Source organism: Microbacterium sp. Ag1 (assembly GCF_001005635.1).
Classification (GTDB): Bacteria; Actinomycetota; Actinomycetes; order Actinomycetales; family Microbacteriaceae; genus Microbacterium; species Microbacterium oxydans.
Genome location: NZ_LBCR01000023.1, coordinates 12,731 through 36,901, shown reverse-complemented (window position 1 = coordinate 36,901; position 24,171 = coordinate 12,731). Strand labels below are relative to the sequence as shown.

The window sequence follows — 24,171 nt, the reverse complement described above, 5'->3', positions numbered from 1 at the left end:
CCACGGCGCCTAGGCATCGGCATCCGTTCCGATCCGGTATCCGACACCCGGCACGGTGAGGATGATCCACGGCTCGCCCAGGCGTTTGCGCAGCGAGGAGACCGTGATGCGCACGGCGTTCGTGAACGGGTCGGCGTTCTCGTCCCAGGCGCGCTCGAGTAGCTCCTCCGCGCTGACGACACCGCCCTCGGCGTCGACGAGCACCTCCAGCACGGCGAACTGCTTGCGGGTGAGCGCCACGTAGCGGTCGTCGCGGTACACCTCTCGGCGGAACGGATCGAGGCGAAGGCCGGAGACCTCCAGCACGGGAGGTCGACTGCGCTGGCGGCGACGGTCGAGGGCCCGCAGACGCAGTACCAGCTCGCGCATCTCGAACGGCTTGGTGAGGTAGTCGTCGGCACCGATCTCGAAGCCGCTCGCCTTGTCGTCGAGGCGGTCGGCCGCGGTGAGCATGAGGATGGGGATGCCGCTTCCCGACGCGACGATCCAGCGGGCGATGTCGTCGCCGGAGGGCCCGGGCACGTCGCGGTCGAGCACGGCGAGGTCGTAGGAGTTGATGCTCAGCAGCTCCAGCGCCGTGTCGCCGTGGCCCGCGATATCGGCCGCGATCGCCTCGAGGCGCAGCCCATCGCGGATCGCCTCGGCGAGGTAGGGCTCGTCCTCGACGATCAGCACACGCATGGCAGCGATCCTACGCACCCCGGCATATCGCGAGCATATGGAAAAGCGCATACGCCCTGGCAACCGGCTCCCTTCTTCACTGGGAGCATGAACACCAACAGCTCGTCCCTCCCGCTGCGGGCACGTCGTCGCCGTCGGGCCGCCGGCGTCGTGGTCGCGCTCGCCGCCGCCGTGATCCTGGCGTTCGCGGTGCAGCAGTCGTTGTCCGTGGCTTTCGCCGACACGGCGAAGACGTTCCCCACGCCCGTGCCGACCCCGGTGCCCGACGACGTGGAGCCCGTCGACGTGCCGGGCGACGCCGACGGGGCGATCCGTGACGGGGATCAGCCCACGGTGTTCGATGTGGACCGCGTCGCGGTCGGCAACCTCGACCCCGCGCTGCTCGACGCCCTGCAGGGGGCGGCCTCGGATGCCGAGCGCGATGGCATCACGTTCCTGGTGAACAGCGGATGGCGCTCGCCGGGGCTGCAGGAACGGATGCTCCAGGACGCGATCGCCGACTACGGGTCGGAGGACGAAGCGCGCCGCTGGGTGGCGACGCCGCAGACCTCGGCGCACGTGTCGGGCGACGCCGTGGACGTCGGCCCCCTGCCCACGCTCGACTGGCTCGCCCAGCACGGCTCCGACTACGGACTGTGCCAGACCTACGCGAACGAGTCATGGCACTACGAGCTGCGCCCCGAGGCGATCGATCAGGGGTGCCCCGAGATGTACGCCGACCCCACCGAAGACCCGAGGATGCAGCGATGACCATCATGACCGTCCCCCGTCCCGCGATCGCCTCGCGCCTGCAGGCGCCGACGCTGACCACGCTCCCGGACGCCGTCGCCGAGAACCTCCGGATCGTCAGGGCGGCGACCCCGGTGCCGATCATGGCCGTCGTGAAGGCCGACGGCTACGGACACGGTGCCGTCGTCGTGGCAAGGGCTGCGGTCGCAGCGGGCGCCGAGTGGCTCGGGGTGACGCAGGTCGCCGAGGGTGTCGCACTCCGCGAGGCCGGACTCGCGGTGCCCATCCTCTCCTGGCTGAACCCGGCGGGCATCGACGCCGAGGCAGCGGCGGAGCATCGTATCGACATCGCGGTGGGTTCGGCCGAAGAGCTGCGTCAGCTGAGCTCGGACACGTCGCACCCGGTCAGGGTGCACCTGCATCTGGACACCGGGATGGCCCGTGGCGGGTCTCCGCTGGACGAGTGGCCAGAGCTCTTCCGACTGGCGCGCGCCAGCAGAGGGCGGATCGAGGTCGTGGGGGTCATGGGTCATCTGCCGCGCGCCGACGAGGGCGATCCGGGCGCGAACGCCGCGGCCGTGCTGCGCATGCGGCAGGGCAGGGATGCGGTCCTGCGTGCCGGGCTCGGACCGGTGCTCGTGCATCTGGCGGCGACGTCCGGGGCGCTGACCGATCCCGCGACCCATTTCGGGATGGTGCGGATCGGCGCAGGACTCGTCGGGATCGACCCCTCGGAGACGACGCCACTGATCGGGGCTTCACGATGGACCGCGCCCGTCGTGCATGGGACTCTCGCCCCGGCGGGCACGGCTGTCGGGTATGCGGGAACGCATGTCAGCCGTGCGGAGACGCACCTCGCGGTGGTGGGCGTCGGCTACGCGGATGGGATCCCGCGAGAGCTCGCGCCGGGCGCCGGCGTCGAGATCGGCGGCGTGCGGTATCCGATCGTCGGACGGGTGTCGATGGATCAGATCGTGGTGGACACGGGTGCCGCGCTGTTCCCGCGCGGCACGATCGCGACCGTGTTCGGGCCGGACGGGGGCGCGGTGCCCTCGGTGCAGGAGTGGGCGCGGTGGGCGGGGACGATCCCCCACACCATCGTCACCGGGATCGGAGCGCGAGTGCGGAGGAGCGCGGCATGACGAGGGTGCTGGTCATCGGGGGAGGGCAGAACGCCGAGCACGACGTGTCGTTGGCGTCGGCGGCCGCGGTCGGTGCAGCCCTGCGGCTGGGCGGTCACGAGGTGACGTGCGTGACCATCGATCGAGACGGCATCTGGCGCGTCGACGGGCGCCCGAACGGGGGATCCGCCGCCGAGTCGCTGGCGCTCGCGCTTCCGCTGCTCACTCGCACGGACGTGGTCTTCCCGGCCGTGCACGGTGCACTCGGCGAGGACGGGGCGCTGGCAGCTCTCTGCGCCCTCGCCGGAGTGCGCGTGGTGGGCTCGGGGCTGCGCGCCGGTGCGATCGGCATGGACAAATGGACGACGAAGCTGGTGGCGGACGCGGTGGGGATCGGCACCGCCCGCGGGCGGCTGATCACGGCGGACGACATCGGGGATGTGGAGTTCGACGGCGAGGTCGTGGTGAAACCGGTCTCGGCGGGGTCGAGCCACGGCGTGAGTCTCGTGACCCAGGAGGAGGATCTGCTCGCCGCGCTGCACGAGGCCGCGCGCTTCGACCGGCGCATCCTCGTCGAGGAGGTCGTCAGGGCGCGCGAGATCGACGTGGCCGTGCTGCGCGAGAAGGGGGGCATCCGGTGGGCGGCTCCGCCGCTGGAGATCCACGCGACCGGCCTCTTCGACACGGCGACGAAGTACGACGGAAGTGCGCGTTTCACGGTGCCGGCGCAGCTCGACGCGGGCGAGGCGGCGGCCCTCAAGCGCGCTGCGATCGCGATGTTCGACGCCCTGGGGTGCGACGGCGTCGCGCGGATGGACTTCTTCCTCACGGACAGGGGTCCCCTGCTGAACGAGGTGAACACGATGCCGGGGCTGACCGCGGCGTCGCAGGTGCCGCGGATGTTCGCCGCGGCGGGAGTGGATTACGTCGACCTGGTCGGGAGGCTCGTGCGCGCCGCGTGGTGAGAGGGAGCCGAGAAGGCATCGACAAGCGCGCCGAGGAGGCGGATGCTGGAGCCATGGCAGCTTTCACAGCGGACAACGCGTTCAGCGGATTCAGCGTCGACGACATCGACGCGGCGGAGGAGTTCTACGGCGCGACGCTCGGGCTCGACGTCGAGCGCAACGCGATGGGGTTCCTCGACCTGCGCCTGCCCCGTGGCGGCTCGATCCTCGTGTACTCGAAGCCGAACCACACGCCGGCGAGCTTCACGATCCTGAACTTCCCGGTGGCGGATGTCGACGCCGCCGTGGACGAGCTCATCGCCCGGGGCGTCCAGACGAAGATCTACAGCGACGAGGAGTTCCCCTCCGACGAGCGCGGCATCGTCCGCGGGAACGGGCGAGGGCCGGACATCGCGTGGTTCCGCGACCCCGCGGGCAACGTCCTCGCCGTCATGCAGGCGTGATTAAGGTATCTTATACCGCTTATGTACATAAGGGGTAGAATGGGGCCATGAACACGATCAGCCGCAACGTCCCGTCGAAGGATCTTCGCGACAGCTTGGCCGACGTTCTCGGAGGTGTCGCCTACGGTTCCGAGCGCGTGGGCGTCACCCGCCACGGGAAGCTCACGGCCGTCGTGATCAGCGTGGCTGATCTGGAACTGCTCGAAGAGCTCGAGGCCGCGCGCGATGCGGCCGAGTTCGCGACAGCCAAAGCTGCCGACGATGGCCGGCGGGTGTCGCTCGATGAGCTCGTCACGGAAGTTGCGTGACGAGCTATCGGGTCGAATTCACCACAGCGGCCGCGAAAGAGATACGCAAACTCGACGCGCAGATCCGTCGACGGATTCTCGTCGGCATCGCTGAGTTGGAAAGCGATCCCCGCCCTCCCGGCGTCCGGAAGCTCTCCGGCTACGACAATGCCTGGCGGGTGCGCATCGGCGACTACCGCGTTCTCTACGAGGTGATCGACGACCAGGTGCTCGTGACCGTGGTGCGTGTCGCCCACCGTCGAGACGTCTACGAGATCTGACGCCTCACCCTTCTGACATCGTGGAGATGTCTCTTCCGTCTGCTCCCCTGGAGAGCACACGCTCTCCAGGGGAGCAGACGGGGAAGTGATGCTCAGTCGAAGACGACGTCCGGGTGGAGGCCCTCGGCGATCAGCCGCACGGCCGAGACGTTCCCGAGTGTGCCGGGGAACAGGTCGGTCGACGGCACCGCGATCAGTCGACCGTCGCGCACGGCGGGCATGTCGGGGAACGTCGCGGCGAGGTAGGAGCGGACGGCCGCCTCGTGCGCGGGGTCGGACACCGCGAAGACGATCGCGTCCGGTGCCTCTGACGCGAGCGACTCCGGGGTGATCTCGGCGGCGAAGAAGTCGGCGAACGCGGGATCGTCCGGCGTGAAGACGTTGTCGGCACCGGCGCGCTTCAGGATGTCGTACTCGATGCCGGCGCCGATCGCGGTGAGGGTCGTGCCCTCCACGAAGACCTGGGCGACGCGGGGGCGATCCTTGCCTTCGAGCGCCGCATCGACGGTCGCGAGCTCGGCCTTGGACGACTCGATCAGGTCGTTCGCCTCGTCCTCGACGTGGAAGATCTCGCCGAGGTTCTCGAGGTCGATGAAGAGGTCGTCGACCGTGCCCTCCATGCGCCGGTCGAAGCATCCGCCGGTCGCGGTGTACGCGGCGACGCCGGCCTCGGAGAGCTGCTCGATGCTGGCGAAGCCCTGCTCCGCGGTGAACTCGTAGGTGGTCGGCGAGTAGACGAAGTCGGGTTCGACGGCGAGCAGTTCCTCCCGGCTGGGCGGTGCGTCTCCGCCGATGACGGGCACATCGGCCGCGAGGTCTGCGACGTCGCTCGGCAGCTCGTCCGCGGTGGCCTGCGCCTGTCCGACGAGCGAATCGGCGAGACCCAGGCGCAGCAGCAGCTCGGTCTGCGAGGGGTGCAGTCCGACGACGGCCGTCGGCGTGGCCGGGATCTCGACCGTGCGGCCGCAGTTCTCGATGCTGATCGCCTCTCCGGAGGAGGCGGGCGCTGCTCCCGTGGAGACTCCGCTCCCGCAGGCGGTGAGGGCGATCGCGCCGAGGCCGACGGAGACGGCGGCGAGCAGGCGGGTGGGTCGGGTACGTGGTGTCATTCTTCTTCTCCTAGGTGAGGGGTCGGGGTTGTCTGGGGTGGAAGGTCATCGCGCGTGCTCCCGTGTCGACCTCGACGGCGATGCGGGCGGTCACATGGAAGACCTCGTCGACGAGCGCGGGGGTGAGCACGGTGTCCGGAGCGCCGAAGGCGACGATCCTGCCCTCGTCGATCACCGCGACGTCATCGCAGAACGCGGCGGCGATGTTGAGATCGTGGAGGGCGGCGATCACGATCGTGCCGAGTCCGCTCACCACACGCATGAGATCGAGCTGGTGCGCGATGTCGAGGTGGTTCGTCGGTTCATCCAGCACGAGGATCTCGCCGCTCTGCGCGAGGGCTCTGGCGAGCATCACCCGCTGGCGCTGACCGCCCGAGAGTCGACGCACCAGCCGGTCGCCGAGATCGTGCACGTCCGCGGTGCGCAGGGCCTGGTCGACGATGCGCTGATCCTCCGGGGTGTCCCGGCTGAACGGCGGACGGTGGGGTGAGCGGCCGACCAGCACCGTCTCGCGCACGGTCAGATCGAACTCGGACGGGGCGTCCTGGAGCATGACGGACACGGTGCGCGCGAGCGTACGCGGCGGCAGCTGCGAGACGTCGACCCCGTCGATCAGGACACGCCCCCGCTGCGGACGCTGACCCGTGAACAGGGTGCGCAGCAGGGTGGATTTGCCGCTGCCGTTCGGGCCGAGGAGCCCCACGATGCGGCCTGTGCCAACCTCGAGGTCGACCCCGTGCAGCACCGTGCGACCACCGCGGGCGACACTCACGCCGTCGAAGTGCACGCTCATCGGTCGAACCCCGCCCGATCGCCTCCGCTGCGCATCAACCACAGGAAGAACGGAGCCCCGACGAAGGCGGTGAGGATTCCGAGCGGGATCTCGGTGGGCATCGCGACCGTCCGTGCGAGCAGGTCGGCGACCATCAGGAACAGTGCACCGCCGAGGATCGTGATGGGCAGCATCCGCCGATGGTCGGAGCCCACGAGGAGTCGGGCCATGTGCGGCACGACGAGCCCGACGAATCCGATGCCGCCGCTCACGGCGACGATCGCTCCGGTCAGCAGCGAGGCGAGCACGAGCAGCACGCCGCGCACCCGGGTCGTGCGCACTCCGACGGCCATCGCCGACTCGTCGCCCGCGAGCAGCGCGTTCATGGAGCGGGAGAGTCCGAACACCGCGATGCAGGCGATCGCGAGCGCGACCGCTGGGATCAAGAGCGTCGACATGTCGGCGGCTGACACGCTGCCGAGCAGGAAGAACATCACGCTCACGACGTTCTGGGCGTCGGTGGTGAGGGTGAGGTAGCTGGTCACCGCGCTCAGCAGGGCACCGAGCGCGACCCCGGCGAGGATCATCCTGGTCGGGGACAGCTCTCCGCGGATGCGCGCGAGCATGGCCACCAGGAGGCAGGCGACCATCGCCCCCACGAACGCCGCACCGCTCATCGACAGACCGAGGAAGGTGGCACCGCCCGAGACGATCACCAGCACGGCGCCGACGCTCGCGCCCGAGGAGACGCCGAGGATGTAAGGCTCGGCGAGGGGATTGCGCACGACGGCCTGCATCATCGCTCCGGCGAGAGCCAGTCCCGCTCCCGAGAGTGCGGCCAGGAGCGACCGGGGCACCCGGAACTGCCACACGGCCTGGTCCTGCAGCGGGGTGAGCGTTCCGTCCGTCATCCAGGGCATGCCGGGGATCAGGTGGCCGATCACGATCTTGGCGGCATCGAGGGGGGAGACGGCGACGGGGCCGGTGGCGGCGGAGACCACGAGGACGAGAACGGCGAGCACGGCGATCGTCGTCACGGTCGGGCCTACCGGGAGCACCCGTCGACTTCCTCTGCGGGGCAGAGTGCGCTGTTCGCTCGGCTGCCGTCGGAAGGGCAGGCGTCTGGCGCGTCGTTCGGTGAGAACGGCCGTCGAATCGCTCATCGGGTGCCTCCGGTCGTGCTGCCTGACGCGATGCGCTTCGTGGCCGTGACCGTGACCGATGCTGCGAAGTCGAGCACTGCGAGGCCGAGGTCGTGCAGGGCGACGGACTCGTTCGCGCCGTGGCCTGCCCCCGCTGCCGTCCACGAGCGGGCCGAGCCGCCCGTTCGACGCAGCGACTCGACCATCCGATGCGTGTCGCGTGCGAGGACCCTGGTGTCTTCGCCGAGCACCACTCCCAGGTAGGAGGGGACCGGCGCACCGACCGGAAGCGACTCGGCGCGTGCGAGCGGAGACAGCGCGCCGAGCCGGGCACGGGACGCGGGTGTGCCGTCGTCGCCGAACTCTGCACGCCAGCTCGACCCGAGCGGATGATCGTCGAGGGCGAGCAGGTCGAGCGGGGCCGCTGTGGTCACGAACCCCGCGCACAGCTCCGGATGTTCGAGCGCGCACGCGGCGGCGACGACCCCACCCAGCGAGGCCCCGGCGAGGACGAGCAGATCCGGGCGGGTGATACCGGCCGCGATGAGACCGCGGGCGACGTCGGCGAGGTCGGCGACCGTGCGGCGCTTGCGCTCGCCGTATCCTGCCTGGCGCCAGGCCTCACCGCGCTCGCCTCCGCCACGGAGCTGCGCGGAGGCGTAGGCACCTCCGAACCCGACCCATGCGGGCACGGTCGGTTCGAACACGGGCAGGTGCGGCACGCCGAAGCCGCCGTAGCAGGTGAGGATCAGCGGCAGCGGGCCCGTCGTCCCCGCGCCCGGGATCCCCTCCGCGGCACTCGGCGACGTCACGTGCGCCGTGAGGGTCGCGCCGTCGCCGGCCGGGATGTCGTGGCGCACGGTGGTCGCGCGGGAGGAGGAGGGCGGCAGGATCGTGGTGCCGAGCTGTGCGCGCTCGACGATGCGGGGTGGCGTGAGGGGGCCTTCGACGCCCAGACGCAGTACGCCGTCGTCGACGCCGATCATCGTCGTGGTGAGCACATCGACGTCGGAGGAGGCAGGTTCTGTGCGGTCGACCTCGATGCCGTCGTCGAGGTCGATGAGCACGCTCCGCCCTTCCGTGACGGCGAGCACCACCACCCGGTCGTCCTGCACCGCGACGTCGACGATCCGTACATCGGGGTCGTGCCAGTGCCAGGGCGCGCGGTCATCTGCCGCATCGGCTGCGGCGTCGATCAGCACGGCATCCAGACCCCGGTCATGCCATACGAGCACCCCGGTGCCGAGTCGCCAGGCGCGGAACAGCGCGGACCACCGTCCCAGCGGCGTCCCCGTCGCCCGGTCGGTCAGAGTGGTTCCCGCACCGGCGGAGCTGAGGGCGCGCAGGCCGCTCTCTCCTCCGGGGAACAGTCGCAGCCGGCCCTCGCTCGGCAGGGGAGCCACCTCTGTCTCGCCCGTCTCCACGTCGAGGGTCACGAGCCGGCGGTCGCGGCTGGCGACCACGTCGAGGCTCCGCGAATCGGCCGCCCAGAGCACGGTGTCGTACCGGAGACGGATGTCGGGGTGGAGGCGCAGTGTGCCGGCGGCGACATCGACGAGGCCGAAGACGGCATTCTCGTCGGCGGTGGGTGCCCATTCCACCGCGATGCGGCTGCCGTCGGGGGAGGGGAAGATGCGATGGAGGTGGCCGTCCGGCTCGATCACGGTCGAGCCGTCGAGGCGATGGATGCCGCGGCGGCTGCGGTCGGCGGCCCGCCCCAGGGTGAAGCCGCCGACCGGGAGCCCCGGCCGACCGTGGCGTTCGGCGCGCGCGAGGGCATCGTCGAATACGGCCCGATGCGCGTTCATCGGCCCACCAGGTCGTCGACGCGGTCGCCATCGGACGCCCAGAGCAGATGCCCGCCCTCGTCGAGCGGGGTGGGGAGCTCGACCGTCGAGATCTCGGTTCCGTCGAGGAGGAGGATCGTGCCGTCGCCACCGCTGGTGACCGCGATCGTGCCGCCGACGGGGTCGATCGCGATGGACCGGCGCTGCGCGGGGCGACCGTCGACGCCGTCCCACGGCAGCCGACCGGCGCGAGGGGGATGCGTCATCGCCGGGATCGGCACGACCCGGGAGACACGTGCCTCCTCGCGATCGATCACGAGCACCGCGTCTCCGTCGGGGTGGATGACCGAGACGGCTGCAACACCCGCAGCCAGCGCGAACCGGAACGCGAGCCCCGGCGGCAGCGGCACGGCGCGGGAGGTTCCGGATGCGAGGTCGATCTCGACGAAGGTGTTCGTCCATTCCGGCCACGATCCCGGCGAGGCCGGACCCCCGCGCACGATCCCCGTCACCCGCCCGGTGTCACCGGCGAGACGCAGGTAGTACGCCCGTCCGTCGACGGGCCAGGGGACGATGCCGATGGCCCGGGGCGCACCGCCGTCGACGACGAAGCGCTCGAGGCCGCGGCTCGTCGCGATGCCGATGATGCCGGAGGCGGGGTCGATCACGTCGCCGTGGCCGTCTGCGGCGAGGTCGGTGAGGAGGCCTCCGCGGAGTACCGGCGTGTGGGGGCCGACCGCGAGCGCCGCGGCGAGGGGGATCGTTTCGACGGCTCCCGGTTCGCGGTGACGGAGCACGATCGTCGGTTCGCCCGAGGCCTGGTCGGGAGCCACGACGACCCCGGGTTCGCCGACACGGGCGCGGAACCGCGTGGACGAGTCGGTCGCGAGATCCACGACGGTCACCAGGTCGCTCCAGGCTTCGTCGTTCATGCCCAGGCCGGAGGTGACGACCACGTGACGACCGGACGGGTCGCAGGCGAGGTGCTCGGCGGGGATGGCGATCGGGATGCGTCGTACGGTGCCGCCGCCGACGACCAGAGCGCCGCCGCGGTCGTCGGCGAACGCCCAGCGGTCGTTCGTGCCGGAGGGCAGGCGGAGGAATCCGGCGTGCTCGGCGAGCCAGCTGTCGGCCACCGCGACACGCCGGGAGTCGCCATGAATCTCGAAGACGGTCCCGGCCCGGTGATCAGCGGCGAGGAGGGGGAGGGAGGAAGGCATGTTCGCCAGACTAGTAGATATTGAGAATCATTATCAATTAGGGTCGATCTCGTCCCACCGTGGACCCGCCCCGCACACCGCGGGTCGGAAACTCACTGAAGGAGAACGAAATGGAAAAGCAGATCCTCGCCGAGATCGAAGAGTCCGAGCAGCTGGCGCACCTGTCGGCATCGCACTCCAACGCACTGGTCGAGAACCCCTTCGACTGATCGCGGATCCTTCCGCCGCGCTTTCGAGCGCACTCCAGTCCGGCCGGGCGTTCGCGCCCGGCCGGGCCCTTCACCGAGAGACTCCATGACTTCCGAATCCCGCATCCTGCCGCTCCCCGACTCGGGAGCCCATCTCGTCCTCGGCGCAGACGGTCGCCCCCGGATCCGCCTGCGCACCGGACGGTTCGCCCTGATCGACGCACCACCCGCCGAGCTGTTCGACGCCCTCGAGACTCCGGACGGTGGTTCGGACGGTGCGGCCTCCGCGCTCCTCGACCGCCTGATGCTCGAGGTGCAGGAGCGCGAGTCGGTGGACGCGCTCCGCCGCTGGCCGGACGAGCGCCGCGACGTCTGCGTGCTGGGAGCAGGCGCGCTGGTCGACGGGCTCGAACGCGTCCTCCAGTCCTGGGGTGCGCGGGTCACCGTCCTCGATCCGGAGTCCGCACTGCCCGATGACACCTCCCTCGTCGTCGCCTACGCCGACGACGGGCTCGACCGCCGTCGGTGGTCCGACCTCGACATGCTTCCCCTGCGGGGTGTCGCCTGGCTGCGTGTGCACCGCGAGGGCGAGAGCATCCTGATCGATCCGCTCGCGCTCGACGAGCACGACCCGACCTCGGCCCAGGTATCAGCGCGACGGCTGGCCGCGAGCAGCGCGCCGGCTTCGACCGAGGCATGGCAGCAGTCCGGGCCTGCCCCGGCCACGCCCGTCGACGACGCGACCGCGGTGCTCGTGCTCGCCCGGCTGCTGCACGTGATCCTCACCTGGGCGCGAGCCGACGCCGACCTCGACCACCTGCGCACGACCCTGTGGAAGCTGGTGCCGTCGACCGGATCGGTCACCGAGCACACGGTGCTCCCCTTCCCCGCGGCACCGCCGAGGCTGCTCCGATGACCCCGCCGCGCGATGCCCGTCCTCATGTCGTCGTCGCCGATGACGGCGCCCGGCTGCGCGGATGGGCCTGGTCGCCCGCAGAGACGCGAGGCGTGGTGGTCATCCGCACTCCCTACGGGGCCTGGCGCCACGCCGACACCGCGCGGGCGTGGGTGAGGCGCGGCTACCGCTGCGTGATCCACGACGTGCGCGGCCGACACTCGTCCGACGGCGAATGGCACCCCTACCTCTCCGAGCGTGCAGACGGCCGCGCGGTGGTCGATGCCGTCAGGGCCGAGAGCCCCGGGCTGCCGCTCCTGCTCTCCGGCGGGTCGTATGCCGCCCACACCGCGCTCGAGGCGGCGAGGTCGGTCGACGTCGATGCACTCGTGCTCCTCGTTCCGGCTCTCGGGCTCGCCGAGACCGCGTGGGACGAGAACGGGCGACCACACCTGCGAGACCGGATCGGGTGGTGGCACCAGCACGGTCGCGGGGCGCGTTCCCTTCCCCCGCTGAGCGATGAGGAGCTCGAGGCCAGGGTGGCGCGGGCATCCGAGGTCGGCGTGCACCGGGCCGCTGCGGAATGGGGGTGGTCGCGGGAGGTGCTCTCCGGCTGGCGTCGCCTGTGGTCAGCGCCCGCCGTCGATCTGCACCGTGCATACGGCGACCTCCGCGTACCCCTGCTGCTCGTCCGCGGCGACCACGACTTCTTCTTCACGGATGCGGGCCGGCTCGCCGATGCCTGGCGTGGGCCGCTGCACCTGGTCGACGGGCCCTGGGGCCACCGGCTCGCCGCCGACATCGACGATGACGACGTCCGCTCCCGACTGCGCAGGGCGGGCGGCATCGGCGGGGTGCTGGACACCTGGCTCACCGAGACCGGTCTGCCGTCGGCGGGAACAGCGTCGGCATCCGAGCCCGCAGGCGTCGATCGGCATCCGACCCGCCGCACCAGATCGGCCTTCGAGCCCGAGACCGGTCGCTGGCGCTACGAGAGGACAGCATGAACGCGCACGACACCCCGAATCACTGCACCGCTCGAGCGACCCTGCCTGCCGAGGCGCTCGTCGACGCGGAGGCCGGCATCATCCGCTCCGTGCGCGAGGTTCCGCATCCGATCGGCGCTCCGCACCGGTATCTGGCTCTCACCGCATCAGTGGCCGATGCCCGCCTGCTCGGCGAATGGCCCGCTGATCGGGTCTCGCTCGGCACCTCGTTCGGAGACCCCGCGCAGGCGCGCATCGCGGCCATCGGTGAAGGCGTGGAGCGGTACTGCGGCAACTGGTTGCCCGACGTGCTGCCGCCGCACGACCTCCGCGTCGCCTCAGCGGAAGAACTGCGCGCCGACGGGGAGACCGTCATCGATGATGCGGATCTTCCGCGCTTCGCCGATTGGCAGCTCTCCCGTCCGGGCTTCCCGTATCAGCGGCTGGAGGCGTCCACGCCGACGCTGTGGGCGCGCTGCGACGATCTCGACGGGGGCTCGGTGTGGATGCCGGATTCCCTCGTGCACCTGAACTGGCGGCAATCCCGCTTCCGCTCCCTGCCCCGCACGCATCATCTCAACTACGCCGGCATCGCCACGGGGGCGGGTTTCGACGATGCGCGCGACCGCGGGGTGATCGAGGTGATCGAGCGGGACGCGCTCGAGGTGTGGTGGCACCTCGACGGGCCGACGTTCGGCATCGACCCTGCGACGGTCCCGGGCCTCCTCGATGATCTGGAGGGGAGCAGCCTGCGTGTGTGGCTGGTCGCCATGCCGTCGGAGTTCGCCCCGGCGATCGGTGCTCTCGTGCACGATCCGGAGCGCGGCCTCTACGCCGCGGGGTTCTCGGCCGCACTCGATCCTGCACGTGCCGCACGGAAGGCCGTGCTGGAAGCCGTGCACACCTGGATCTACACGCAGGGCTGCACGACGGCGGACGGATGGGTGTTCCGCGCCGTCGCCGAGGGGTTGATGGCCAAGGGACTCACCCTCGAGTTCCGTGCGGACGCCGACTACACGACCGCGGCCGGAGTCGAGTTCGAGAAGGTGATCGACCTCGGCGCACACGTGCAGGTCTGGCTGGACCCGACCGTGCACGGAGAGGCGCGCCGGTTCCAGGATCCGGTGCAGGGAGTACTCCCGTTGAGCGCAGTGGAACCGGTGACGATGGACGAGGTCCATGCGCGCCTGGCTGATCGCGGCCACCGCGTGCTCACGCGCGACCTCACGACCTCCGACGTGCGGCGCACCGACCTGCGCGTGGTGCGCTCGATCGTGACGGGGCTGGTCCCCAACGCACCGGCCGCGTTCTCGTACCTCGGCATGCCCCGGTTCCGAGAGGCGGCGCAGGAGCGCGGCTGGCGGACGACCTGGAGCGGCGGACCGGAGGACTTCACGCTCCTCCCGGCCCCGCACATGTGAGGCCGACCATGGCGCAGAGCTTGCGGGAAGAGCATGGCGTGTCCGCACCGCTCGACCAGGTGCACTCGACGCGGGTGCCGTCCGGCCCGTTGCCGCCCGGCCCGAGGGTGAACGCCTGGGGACGGACCGGAGCCGTGGCGGACGAACCTCCTGTCGGTGTGCGCGAGCTCGTCGACGGACTGTGGCACCCCGGGGAGTTCCATCGGGTGGAGGACGGCACGGCCACGAGCATCCGCCGTCGCCCGGTGCCCTCAGCCGGGGCGTGCTACCCGGTGCAGACGCACCTCGTCGACGCGGTCGGTGTGCGCTGGGCGGTCGACCACGACGGAGGCTTGTTCCTGCGGCGTGATCCGCGTTCCGATCGTGTGGACGGATGGCCGTCGACCACCGCGGGGGACGGCATCGCGCGGGTGGTGTTCACGGTCCAGCCGGGTCGATCCTTCGGCCGCTACCGGCATCGGGCCTGGCCGCTCTGGATCGCCGACACCGCCTACGCGGTCGCCGCGGTGCGCTTCCTGCTGGGTGCGCGGGCGGGGCGCGGGCAGGTCGGGCCGTCGTCCCGGCTGCGCGGACTGCTCGGCGTGCCCCGCGCTTCCGACGTCGACAGCTGGCTGCGGCGGGGGCTCGTCCCCGAGATCCCGCTCGCCGCGGTCGAGCTCCCGCACACCCCGGTGCCGATCGACGCGGCACGTCGTGCTCTCGGCTCCAGGCGCTCGCCGTCCACGTCCGAGTTCCTCGTCCGGACCTCCGCGCGAGATCGCCTGTCCCCGCGCGGGGAGATCGATCGCGTCGCGCGCGCCTCCGGACAAGCCTGGGTGCGGGGTGCGAGCGCCGTCCGTTCCTGGTCCGTGCCGACCACGGCTCCGGCACCGGTCATCGGCACCGCGCTCTGGAACGCCCACCTCACCGCGGCCGGTCTCTGCTACCGCGCGGCCCTCGACGGAGGCTGTAGCGCTCGCCCGGTGTCCGGCTTCTCCTCGACCGGAGGGCGGTGGATCCTCCATGCGATCGCCTTCCTCGACTCTCCCGGAGGCTCACGATGATGATCGTCCCCGAGCTGTGGCGCGAAGCGCGACGGCACCCCTGGCTGCTGGCCTGGAGCACCCTCCTCCTTCTCCTCGTATACGCGACGCACCTGCTGCAGGCGCTGGCTCTCGCGTGGTCGCTCGCTGCTCTCGTGCGCGGTGAGGGGCAGGGCGCGGTCGTCGGCATCGGGGCGATCCTCGTGATCGGAGTGACGCGGATGCTGCTCACCATCGTGCAGGGAGATGCCGCCGCGCGTCTCGGCGGGAGGGTGAGGGAAGACCTTCGCGGCGCGGCCGTCTCCGCGGTCCTCGTGCCGGAGCGACTGCATGATGCCGGTCTCAGGGACGGCTCGACGCAGCTCGCGCTCGGCGACGGGATCGACGGCACGGACGCCTATGTGTCGAAGTACATCCCCGCCGTGGTGCAGCTCGTCGTCGGCAGCCTGATCGCCGTGTGCCTCGTGGCGGTGCTGTCCCCGCTGATCGCGCTGTGCGTCGCGGCGGGGATCCTGCTCGCGGTGCTCGGCCCGCTGCTGTGGAAGCGCATGCTCGCCCGTCGAGGCTTCGAGCACTGGGACAGCTACGAGGCTCTCAGCGGCGACCTTCTCGAGTCCCTTCGCGGAATGTCGACGTTGCGCGCACTGGGAGATGTCCCCGCCACACGGGCGCGCCTGCACACGAGATCGGAGGCGCTGCGCCTGGCCACCGAACGCGTGATGCGCACGTCGCTCGCGGAGACGGCCATCACAGACCTCGCCGTGCAGGCCGGCGTGGTGGTCGCCGCGGGGCTCGCGGTCGTCGCGGTCCTGACCGGTGAGCCGCCGGCCGTCGAGGTCTACGCGCTGCTGCTGCTCTCCTCCGAGGCGTTCCGTCCGGTGCGCGAGCTCTCCCGACACTGGCACGCGGGTTTCCTCGGTCTCACCGCCGTACCAGGGCTCGTGGCCCTCGGAGCGTTCCGTCGAACGCCCCCTCTCGCAACGACGCGGGTGGAGCCCGACACACACGCTCGTCCTCGGGGCCAGGAACTCCGCATCTCCGGGCTCTCCTACCGCTACCCCGGTGCCGATCGTGACGTCCTCCTCGGTGTCGATCTCCTCGCCGAACGCGGAGAGGTCCACGCGATCGCCGGGCCTTCGGGCGCAGGCAAGTCCACGCTCTTCGACCTCGTCCTCGGATTCCTGCCCGCGGCAGCGGGAACGGTCGAGCTCGACCGGCGTCCGCTCCAGCCGAGCGATGTGGCGGTCGTCTCGCAGCGGCCCGTCCTCTTCGCAGGCACCATCCGGGAGAACATCGATCTGTTCGGTGCGGATCGGGAGGACGTCGAACGCGCCTGTGCCGCGGCGGGTGTGCTCGACGAGATCAGGGCGATCCCCGGCGGCTTCGAGGCGATGGTGGCGGAGGCCGGGACGAGTCTGTCGGGAGGACAGCGCCAACGCCTCGCCCTCGCCAGAGCGCTGCTGGCCGGTCGTCCCGTGCTGCTCGTCGACGAGCCGACCAGCGCCCTCGACGACCGCAGCGCCCTGACCGTCGCCGAGACGCTCGAACGCGTCGCCGAAGAGAGGATCGTGCTCATGATCAGCCACCGCCCCGAGGCGCTCGCCCGCGTGGCCGACGTGCGGGTGCTCCGTGACGGGGTGCTCGTGGAGGAGGCTCCGTGACCTCGTCATGGGCCATCCTCGCCCGGCTCCTTCCGCCACTGCGACCGGAATGGCGTCGCATCATCGGCAGCTACCTGATCGCCACCACGAGTCTGTGCGCCCTCGCCGCCATCGGGGTGCTCACCGCACTCGGCGTCGGCGGCGCCGTCGTGCACGGCACCTGGCCTCCGGCTGTCTGGTGGGTGGCGCTCGGCGCCCTCGTGCTGCTGCGCACCTTCCTCACCTGGCGGGAGATGGACGTGTCGCACGCCCTCGCGTACCGGGTGCTGGCGCGGCTGCGGATGGCTCTCTTCGATGCCTACTCCCGGAGCGTTCCGGGGCGGCGCCGGGAGCATTCGGGCCGCGCGGCCTCCGTGGCGATGACCGACATCGAGAAGCTGGAGTTCTTCTACGCGCACACGGTGGCGCAGATCGGAGCCGCGCTCACCCTGTTCCTGGGAGCCGTGGTCTGCGCGTTCGTCGTGATGCCCGTGGCGGCGCTCGTGATGCTCGGCGGAGCGGCAGCCGTTGCGCTCACCGCCTGGGCGGGAGCAGGTCCGGCGCGCCGGGTGGGGGCGCGCGAGCAGCAGGAACGGGAGGATCAGTCGGAACGGCTGGTCGATGCTCTCGGCGCCGTGCGGGAGGTTCTCGCCTACGGCCTGCAGGGTCGCGTCGTGCGCGAGGCGGTCGCCGGTACCCGGAGGTCGGCGGCGCTCAGCCGTCGGAGGGAGGCCATCGCCCATCTCGTCGACGGCACGCGCGAGCTGATCCTCACCGCCGTGGTGATCGGCGTGATCGCGGCGTCCCTCATCCTCGGCGGCACGGCGGGCGGCACGGTGGGCGGCGCTCAGGCCGCGCTGCTTCCCGCGGTGATCGCGCTCGCGGTCGCCGGGGTGGCGGCGGTGGCAGAGGCCGCCCACACGGTGTCGGAGCTGCACCCGCTGATCGCGAGCGCCGACCGTGTGGGGGCGGGTCTGCACCGTGCTCCGGTCGTGGCGCCGGTCGAGCGCCCGATCGCACTGGCCGATGGCCCCGTCGGAGTGCGCTTCGAGAAAGTGTCGTTCTCCTACGACGACAGGACCGACGTGCTCGGAGGGTGGTCGATGGACGTCGATCCGGGAGAGCACGTCGGTCTCGCCGGGCCGTCCGGAGCAGGCAAGAGCACGGTCATCGCGCTCGCCGCCCGCCTGTGGGACCCCTCAGCCGGCACCGTCGCGCTCGTCGACGCGGGAGGCGTCGCCTATCCGCTCGGCCGCATCCGCGACGACGAGCTGCGCCGTGTCGTGGCAGTGGTGGAGCAGGACGCCCGTCTCTTCCACGGCACGGTCCGAGAGAACCTGATGCGCGGAGCGGACCCCCGCACCGACGAGCAGCTGCTCGAAGCCCTCACAGCGGTGGGGGCCGATGACTGGATCACCCTCGATGATGAGCTCGGTGAGCACGGTGCCCGGCTGTCGGGAGGTCAGCGCGCCCGGCTGGCCTTGGCACGGGCACTGTGTCGTGCGCCGCGGGTGCTCATCGTCGACGAGATCACCGCGAGCCTGGACGCCGAGTCCGAGCGCATCATCTCCGACGTGCTCGCACGGTTCGACGGGACCGTGATCGCCGCCTCCCACCGACGCGAGACGCTGGCGAGGTTCGCCAGGATCGTCGCGGTGGATCGGGTGGGGGCAGTGGTCGGGCCTGCGCCTACAGCCGATCGACTCCGGTGACGGTGACGACGGCCTCGCCCGCCTCGTCGGAGTCGGCGAGATCGATCGTCGCGGAGATGCCCCAGTCGTGGTCCCCGGCCGGGTCGTCGAAGATCTGCCGCGCGGTCCACACCGCCGGCCCCTCGGTGAGGATCAGCAGCTTCGAGCTGCGTGCATCCGCTCCGGTGAGGATCTCGTCGTGGTCGGCGAAGTATCCGTCGAGCGCGTCCGACCACGCGTCGGCGCCGAACCCCGGATCGAGCTCGGCCAGCGCGTTCACGTCTTCCCTCGCGGCGAGCTGCACCCGGCGGAACAGTTCGTTGCGCACCAGGATGCGGAAGGCGCGGATGTTGCTCGTCAGGCGCTTGGGTGCGGGAGGGACGATCGGCTCGTCCGGTCGATGCGGATCGAAACGTCCGTTGTCCACCCCGGCGATCAGCTCCTCCCATTCGTCGAGCAGGCTGGAGTCGACCTGACGGACGAGTTCTCCGAGCCACTCGATGAGGTCGCGGAGGTCTTCGTCCTTGAGCTCCTCCGGGATGGTCTGCGAGGCCGCACGGTAGGCGTCGGAGAGGTAGCGCAGCACGACGCCCTCGGAGCGCGCGATCTTGTAGTAGGCGACATATTCCCCGAACGACATGGCCCGCTCGTACATGTCGCGCACGACCGACTTCGGGTGCAGCTCGAAGTCGCGGATCCAGGGCTGAGCGGCGCTGAACGTCTCGAAGGCCGCGGTCAGCAGCTCATCGAGCGGCTTCGGGTACGTGATCTGTTCGAGCAGCTCCATGCGCTCGTCGTACTCGATGCCCTCCGACTTCATGGCCGCGACCGCCTCGCCGCGTGCCAGGAACTCCTGCTGGCTCAGCACGGCGCGGGGATCGTCGAGCGTCGACTCCACGATCGAGATCATGTCGAGCGCGTAGGAGCCCGTACCCGTGCCGGCGGCGGGATCGGGGTCGAGCAGTTCGAAGGCCGCGAGGGCGAACGGCGACAGCGGCTGGTTGAGTGCGAAGTTCGGCTGCAGGTCGACCGTGAGGCGGATGTCGCCATCCGGCGTCTTCTCCACGATGCCCGATTCGCGCAGGGTGCGGTAGATGCCGATGGCCCTGAGTGCGAGCTCGCGCTGACGCTTCCGCGGTTCGTGGTTGTCGTATACCAGCGCGCGCATATTGGCGAACACGTCGCCGCCGCGGGCGATCACGTTGAGCATCATGGCGCTCGTGATCTGCATGTGGGAGGTCAGGGTCTCCGGCACGGCGTCGATGAGCTTGCGGAACGAGGGCTCTCCCCACGACACGAACCCGTCGGGTGCCTTCTTGCGCACGATCTTGCGCTTCTTCTTCGGGTCGTCGCCGGCCTTCTTCACCGCCGCGACGTTCTCGCTCTCGTGCTCGGGAGCCTGGGCCACCACCGTGCCGGCGGTGTCGTACCCCGCACGACCAGCGCGGCCGGCGATCTGATGGAACTCGCGGGCGTTCAACTGCCGCATCCGCGTACCGTCGAACTTCGTGAGGGCGGTGAGCAGCACCGTGCGGATCGGCACATTGATCCCGACGCCGAGAGTGTCGGTGCCGCAGATCACGCGCAGCAGACCGCGCTGCGCCAGCTGTTCGACGAGGCGCCGGTACTTCGGCAGCATGCCAGCGTGGTGCACGCCGATGCCCGCACGCAGGAACCGCGAGAGCGTCTTCCCGAACGCGGTCGTGAATCGGAACTCGGCGATCAGGGCGGCGATCTCGTCGCGCTGCTCGCGGGTGGCCACCTTGGTGCTCGACAGTGCCTGGGCGCGTTCCATCGCTGCGGCCTGCGAGAAGTGCACGACGTAGATCGGCGCCTGCCCGGTGTTCAGCAGATCGTCGATCGTCTCGTGGATCGGAGTCGTCTCGTAGAAGAAGTGCAGCGGCACGGGGCGCTCCACTCCCGTCACGGTGGCCGTCTCACGGCCGGTGCGACGGGTGAGGTCGGCCGCGAGCTCGGTGACATCGCCGAGGGTCGCCGACATCAGGATGAACTGCGCCTGCGGCAGCTCGAGCAACGGCACCTGCCACGCCCATCCGCGGTCGGGGTCGGCGTAGAAGTGGAACTCGTCCATCACGACCTGCCCGACGTCGGCATCCGTGCCCTGGCGGAGGGAGAGATTCGCGAGGATCTCGGCGGTGCAGCAGATGATCGGGGCGTCCGCGTTCACCGAGGAGTCGCCCGTGACCATGCCCACGTTCTCGGCGCCGAACACGTCGACCAGGGAGAAGAACTTCTCGCTCACGAGCGCCTTGATCGGTGCCGTGTAGTAGCTGCGACGGCCGGCCACGAGCGCGCTGAAGTGCGCGCCGATCGCCACCAGTGACTTCCCGGTGCCGGTCGGCGTCGACAGGATCAGGTTGTTGCCGGACACGATCTCGATGACCGCCTCGTCCTGCGCGGGATACAGACTGATGCCCGTCGATTCCGCCCATTCGACGAACGCCAGGTAGACGGCGTCCGGATCCGCGGCGTCCGGAACGAGGGCGGGGTCGAGCCGCGGAGAGGAAGTCATGGTCCCTCGATCATCCCATCCGCCGATGAGTGCCTGATGCGGCGCGAGGTCAGATCTTGCCGACCGCGCCGAAGTCACGCCGCGCCGAGGCGCCTCGGGATGCGCGAGGCCGCGCTTGACATCATCGAACGACGACAACCGGAGGCTGCACCGCCCAGGGGGGACGACGATGCCCGACCAGATCTTCACCTTCGCCGCACTCGCGCTGTACTTCGCAGCGATGCTGCTCATCGGCTGGATCGCCTTCCGGCGAACCGGCGATCACGAGGACTACATGCTCGGCGGGCGCAATCTCCCGCCGTGGGTGGCCGCGCTCAGCGCCGGTGCCTCCGACATGTCCGGCTGGCTCGTGATGGGGCTACCCGGTGCGATCTACGTCTCCGGTCTCATCGAGGCGTGGATCGCGATCGGCCTCACCATCGGCGCCTACCTGAACTGGCTGCTCGTGGCTCCTCGGCTTCGTGCCTACACGCAGGTGTCGCGCAACTCCATCACGGTGCCGAGCTTCTTCGAGAATCGGCTGCGCGACACGACGCGACTGCTCCGCGTGGTCTCGGGTGTCGTCATCCTCGTGTTCTTCACCCTCTACATCTCGTCGGGCATGGTCGCTGGCGGCGTCTTCTTCGAGAGCTCGTTCAACGGCGACTATCTGACCGGCATGCTGCTGGTCACGGGAGTCACCCTCGCGTACACGCTCTTCGGAGGGTTCCTCGGCGCATCGCTGACCGACGTGGTGCAGGGTCTCATGATGGTGGTCGCCCTCGTGGTGATCCCGGTCGCGGCGATCGTCGCGATCGGTGGGCTGGCCGAGACGGGCGAGCTGATCAACGAGGTCGCCCCCGACCACCTCTCGATGCTCTCGGGAACGGCGCTCACCGGCGGCACCATCCTCGCCATCGTCTCGTCGCTCGCCTGGGGACTCGGCTACTTCGGACAGCCGCACATCATCGTACGGTTCATGGCGCTGCGCTCACCCCAGGAGGCGAAGAGCGCTCGACGCATCGGCATCTCCTGGATGATCGTCTCCCTCGGCGGCGCGGTGCTGTCGGGCCTGGTCGGCATCGCCTACATCGCCAAGACGGGCGTCGACCTCGCCAACCCCGAGACCGTGGTGCTGCTGATGTCGCAGACGCTGCTGCATCCGTTCGTCGCTGGCCTCGTGCTCGCCGCGGTACTCGCCGCGATCATGAGCACGATCTCCAGCCAGCTGATCGTGTGCTCCTCGGCGCTGGTCGAGGATCTGTACGGCGTGTTCCGGCGCACGCCGCCTTCGCAGAAGACGCTCATGCTGATGGGGCGGCTCGGGGTGCTCGGCGTCGCGATCGTCGCGGCGGTGCTGGCGATCACCCCGAACGACACGATCCTCGGCCTCGTCTCCTTCGCCTGGGCAGGATTCGGTGCCGCGTTCGGGCCGGTCATCCTGCTCAGCCTCTACTGGCGCAAGCTCACCAACTGGGGTGCACTGGCGGGGATGTTCGTCGGAGCCGCGACGGTGTTCATCTGGAAGGCGCTCGACACCGGGCTCTACGAACTTCTTCCCGCGTTCGTGTTCGCGATGCTCGCGGCGGTCGTCGTGAGCCTGCTCACATACCGGCACGACGAGGAGATCCAGCAGGAGTTCACCGACACCGGCGCGATGGTGGCGCTGCCGCGTCCGCACGCGGTCGGCGACACCCCGTAAGACTGCGCGCGTCGGCGCATGCGCCCGATCTCGCGGGCAGGCGGATGCTGCGCTACGCGGTCGCGGCGCGCAGGGCGATGCGGATCATGTCGCCGAAGGTCTGCTCTCGCTCCTGCGCGGTGGTCTCCTCGCCCGTGATGATGTGGTCGCTGACGGTGCAGATGGCGAGGGCGCGCCGACCGTGGTACGCCGCGAGCGTGTAGAGCCCGGCGGCCTCCATCTCGACGCCGAGGATGCCGTGCTGCACGAAGGGCTCCGTGAGTTCGGGGCGGGTGCTGTAGAACTGGTCGCTCGAGAACAGCTGCCCCACGTGCACGGTCGACTCCAGGGGCTCGGACTCGCTCGCCTCGACCGCAGCGCGCAGCAGCGAGAAGTCGGCCACGGGTGCGTAGTCGAGTCCGTGGAAGCGCACGCGGTTGATGCCGGAGTCGGTGCTGGCGCCGTTCGCGATGATGATGTCGCGGATCTTCACCCGCTCGGTCAGGGCGCCGCACGAACCGACTCGCACGATCGTCCGCACGTCGTAGGAGTCGAACAGCTCGTTCGCATAGATCGCCATCGACGGCTGGCCCATGCCCGAGCCCTGCACCGAGACGCGGTGCCCCTCCCAGGTGCCGGTGAAACCGAGCATGCCGCGCGTTTCGGAGTACAGCGCTGCATCGTCGAGGAACGTCTCGGCGATCCACTTCGCCCGCAGCGGGTCGCCGGGGAACAAGACGATGGGGGCGATCTGACCGGGCTCTGCGGCGATGTGCGTGCTCATGGCCTCAGCGTAGTCAGCCTCATCCGGGAGTGCCCGCGAGCCCCAGTGCGGTGATGAGCTCGTACGCGGCCGAACGTGCCTGCACGATCACGGTGCCCGCTCAGCCCTCGCGGCGGCGCACGATCTCATCGATCCAGAGCGGGGCGAACGGTGAGGTGCAGCCGGGCGCGGTCGGGTAGTCGGCGAGCACCTGCAGGCGCTCGCCGATCTCCCGCGCTCTGGCGCGATGCTCGGGGTGGAAGATCCCGATGTTAGCGAGGGTCTCGTTCATGGCCCATTGCAGGCGTGACGGCGCCGTCGCCAGATCCCGCTCGATCAGATCGAGCAGCTGTGAAAGGTCCAACCCCTCCGCGTCCTTTGTCACGCGCACGGTCGTGAGCGACCACGCGGCGGCGGCCACTGTCGGGTCGGGGTCGTCGAACCAGCGCACTCGCAGCTCCTCGGCGAGGGGAGTCTTCTTGGCGACGTAGTTGACGAACCAGTCGTTGACCTTGGGGGCGCGGGTCTCGCGCAGCATGGCGTCGAGCTGGTCGGCGCCGAAATCCCTGGGGCGACAGATCAGGAGGGCGAGCAGCCGCGCAGGCGTCTCGCCCGTGGCCCACAGATCTTCGGCGAGGTGCTGATCCGTCTTGATGCGCTTCGCCAGGGCGCGCAGTCGGCTGAGGTTGATGCCGTGGTCGTCCCCGCGCTTCTCGTTGGCTGCGCGCACCTTCGGGTCATCCAGCGCGGCCAGTTCCCCGAGCGCTTCGACGGTGTTCATCTTCCCAGCGTAGGCCGGTTCGAATCACGCGAATGGTTCGATTCCGGCGCCGGA

23 protein-coding genes are annotated in these 24,171 nt (G+C 70.3%); 14 read left to right on the top strand and 9 right to left on the bottom strand.

Annotated features, from left to right (window positions below; genetic code table 11):
* Positions 1-9: 9 nt before the first annotated feature.
* The gene (locus AAY78_RS03105) at positions 10-681 is read right to left on the bottom strand and encodes a response regulator transcription factor (protein WP_046746904.1); all 672 of its coding nucleotides are present in this window, start codon (positions 679-681) and stop codon (positions 10-12) included.
* Between the two features lie 87 nt (positions 682-768).
* Between AAY78_RS03105 and AAY78_RS03100 the strand changes: the two genes are divergently transcribed.
* Genes AAY78_RS03100 through AAY78_RS03075 form a run of 6 tightly spaced genes read left to right on the top strand, consistent with a single transcriptional unit; the run spans position 769 to position 4,507 of the window.
* Complete coding sequence (locus tag AAY78_RS03100; protein ID WP_046746903.1) at positions 769-1,431, top strand: M15 family metallopeptidase; 663 nt, start codon at positions 769-771, stop codon at positions 1,429-1,431.
* Positions 1,428-2,552, top strand: a complete 1,125-nt coding sequence (alr, locus tag AAY78_RS03095; RefSeq protein WP_046746902.1) for an alanine racemase — start codon at positions 1,428-1,430, stop codon at positions 2,550-2,552. The genes AAY78_RS03100 and alr overlap by 4 nt, the downstream gene beginning before the upstream one ends.
* Entirely contained in the window at positions 2,549-3,496 is a 948-nt protein-coding gene (locus tag AAY78_RS03090) for a D-alanine--D-alanine ligase family protein (protein WP_046746901.1), read from the top strand. Before alr ends, AAY78_RS03090 begins: the two co-directional genes overlap by 4 nt.
* A 53-nt stretch (positions 3,497-3,549) precedes the next feature.
* Positions 3,550-3,939, top strand: a complete 390-nt coding sequence (locus AAY78_RS03085) for a VOC family protein (protein ID WP_046746974.1) — start codon at positions 3,550-3,552, stop codon at positions 3,937-3,939.
* Between the two features lie 47 nt (positions 3,940-3,986).
* On the top strand, positions 3,987-4,247 hold the full coding sequence (locus tag AAY78_RS03080) for a type II toxin-antitoxin system prevent-host-death family antitoxin (protein WP_046746900.1): 261 nt from the start codon (positions 3,987-3,989) through the stop codon (positions 4,245-4,247).
* The gene (locus AAY78_RS03075) at positions 4,244-4,507 is read left to right on the top strand and encodes a type II toxin-antitoxin system RelE family toxin (RefSeq protein WP_046746899.1); all 264 of its coding nucleotides are present in this window, start codon (positions 4,244-4,246) and stop codon (positions 4,505-4,507) included. The genes AAY78_RS03080 and AAY78_RS03075 overlap by 4 nt, the downstream gene beginning before the upstream one ends.
* A gap of 92 nt (positions 4,508-4,599) precedes the next feature.
* On the opposite strand, the gene AAY78_RS03070 is transcribed toward AAY78_RS03075, so the two are convergent.
* From AAY78_RS03070 to AAY78_RS03050, 5 genes are read right to left on the bottom strand one after another with little or no spacing between them, the layout of a single operon-like run.
* Entirely contained in the window at positions 4,600-5,616 is a 1,017-nt protein-coding gene (locus tag AAY78_RS03070; protein ID WP_046746898.1) for an ABC transporter substrate-binding protein, read from the bottom strand.
* Between the two features lie 10 nt (positions 5,617-5,626).
* Positions 5,627-6,409 carry an ABC transporter ATP-binding protein gene (locus tag AAY78_RS03065; RefSeq protein ID WP_046746897.1) on the bottom strand — a complete coding sequence of 261 codons (783 nt, stop codon included), beginning with the start codon at positions 6,407-6,409 and terminating at the stop codon, positions 5,627-5,629.
* A complete protein-coding gene (locus tag AAY78_RS03060) occupies positions 6,406-7,551 on the bottom strand; it encodes a FecCD family ABC transporter permease (protein WP_197077665.1) in 1,146 nt (381 codons plus the stop codon). Before AAY78_RS03060 ends, AAY78_RS03065 begins: the two co-directional genes overlap by 4 nt.
* Positions 7,548-9,338, bottom strand: a complete 1,791-nt coding sequence (locus tag AAY78_RS03055; RefSeq protein ID WP_046746896.1) for a prolyl oligopeptidase family serine peptidase — start codon at positions 9,336-9,338, stop codon at positions 7,548-7,550. The genes AAY78_RS03060 and AAY78_RS03055 overlap by 4 nt, the downstream gene beginning before the upstream one ends.
* On the bottom strand, positions 9,335-10,537 hold the full coding sequence (locus AAY78_RS03050; protein ID WP_046746895.1) for a hypothetical protein: 1,203 nt from the start codon (positions 10,535-10,537) through the stop codon (positions 9,335-9,337). The genes AAY78_RS03055 and AAY78_RS03050 overlap by 4 nt, the downstream gene beginning before the upstream one ends.
* Positions 10,538-10,647: 110 nt before the next feature.
* On the opposite strand from AAY78_RS03050, the gene amiA reads away from it, so the two are divergent.
* The 7 genes from amiA to AAY78_RS03020 all read left to right on the top strand — a co-directional run bounded on the left by amiA (position 10,648) and on the right by AAY78_RS03020 (position 18,401).
* Positions 10,648-10,746, top strand: coding sequence for a streptamidine family RiPP (gene amiA / locus AAY78_RS20155; protein WP_017831216.1), 99 nt, complete (start codon positions 10,648-10,650; stop codon positions 10,744-10,746).
* Between the two features lie 85 nt (positions 10,747-10,831).
* A complete protein-coding gene (locus AAY78_RS03045) occupies positions 10,832-11,641 on the top strand; it encodes a hypothetical protein (RefSeq protein WP_046746894.1) in 810 nt (269 codons plus the stop codon).
* On the top strand, positions 11,638-12,627 hold the full coding sequence (locus AAY78_RS03040) for a CocE/NonD family hydrolase (protein ID WP_046746893.1): 990 nt from the start codon (positions 11,638-11,640) through the stop codon (positions 12,625-12,627). The genes AAY78_RS03045 and AAY78_RS03040 overlap by 4 nt, the downstream gene beginning before the upstream one ends.
* A complete protein-coding gene (locus tag AAY78_RS03035) occupies positions 12,624-14,027 on the top strand; it encodes a YcaO-like family protein (RefSeq protein WP_046746892.1) in 1,404 nt (467 codons plus the stop codon). Before AAY78_RS03040 ends, AAY78_RS03035 begins: the two co-directional genes overlap by 4 nt.
* Before the next feature lie 38 nt (positions 14,028-14,065).
* Positions 14,066-15,070, top strand: a complete 1,005-nt coding sequence (locus AAY78_RS03030; protein WP_156172604.1) for a hypothetical protein — start codon at positions 14,066-14,068, stop codon at positions 15,068-15,070.
* Positions 15,067-16,710 (top strand): ATP-binding cassette domain-containing protein, encoded by a 1,644-nt coding sequence (locus AAY78_RS03025; protein WP_046746890.1) that lies wholly within the window; start codon positions 15,067-15,069, stop codon positions 16,708-16,710. Before AAY78_RS03030 ends, AAY78_RS03025 begins: the two co-directional genes overlap by 4 nt.
* The gene (locus tag AAY78_RS03020) at positions 16,707-18,401 is read left to right on the top strand and encodes an ATP-binding cassette domain-containing protein (RefSeq protein WP_046746889.1); all 1,695 of its coding nucleotides are present in this window, start codon (positions 16,707-16,709) and stop codon (positions 18,399-18,401) included. The genes AAY78_RS03025 and AAY78_RS03020 overlap by 4 nt, the downstream gene beginning before the upstream one ends.
* On the opposite strand, the gene AAY78_RS03015 is transcribed toward AAY78_RS03020, so the two are convergent.
* A complete protein-coding gene (locus AAY78_RS03015) occupies positions 18,379-20,913 on the bottom strand; it encodes a DEAD/DEAH box helicase (RefSeq protein ID WP_046746888.1) in 2,535 nt (844 codons plus the stop codon). The two genes, AAY78_RS03020 and AAY78_RS03015, sit on opposite strands and share 23 nt — an antisense overlap.
* A 169-nt stretch (positions 20,914-21,082) precedes the next feature.
* On the opposite strand from AAY78_RS03015, the gene putP reads away from it, so the two are divergent.
* Entirely contained in the window at positions 21,083-22,594 is a 1,512-nt protein-coding gene (gene putP, locus AAY78_RS03010; RefSeq protein WP_046746887.1) for a sodium/proline symporter PutP, read from the top strand.
* A gap of 52 nt (positions 22,595-22,646) precedes the next feature.
* Here the strand turns inward: putP and deoD are convergent, their stop codons facing one another.
* Both deoD and AAY78_RS03000 read right to left on the bottom strand, forming a co-directional pair.
* A complete protein-coding gene (gene deoD, locus AAY78_RS03005) occupies positions 22,647-23,357 on the bottom strand; it encodes a purine-nucleoside phosphorylase (RefSeq protein ID WP_046746886.1) in 711 nt (236 codons plus the stop codon).
* Between the two features lie 100 nt (positions 23,358-23,457).
* Entirely contained in the window at positions 23,458-24,117 is a 660-nt protein-coding gene (locus tag AAY78_RS03000) for a DNA alkylation repair protein (protein ID WP_046746885.1), read from the bottom strand.
* Positions 24,118-24,171: the final 54 nt, after the last annotated feature.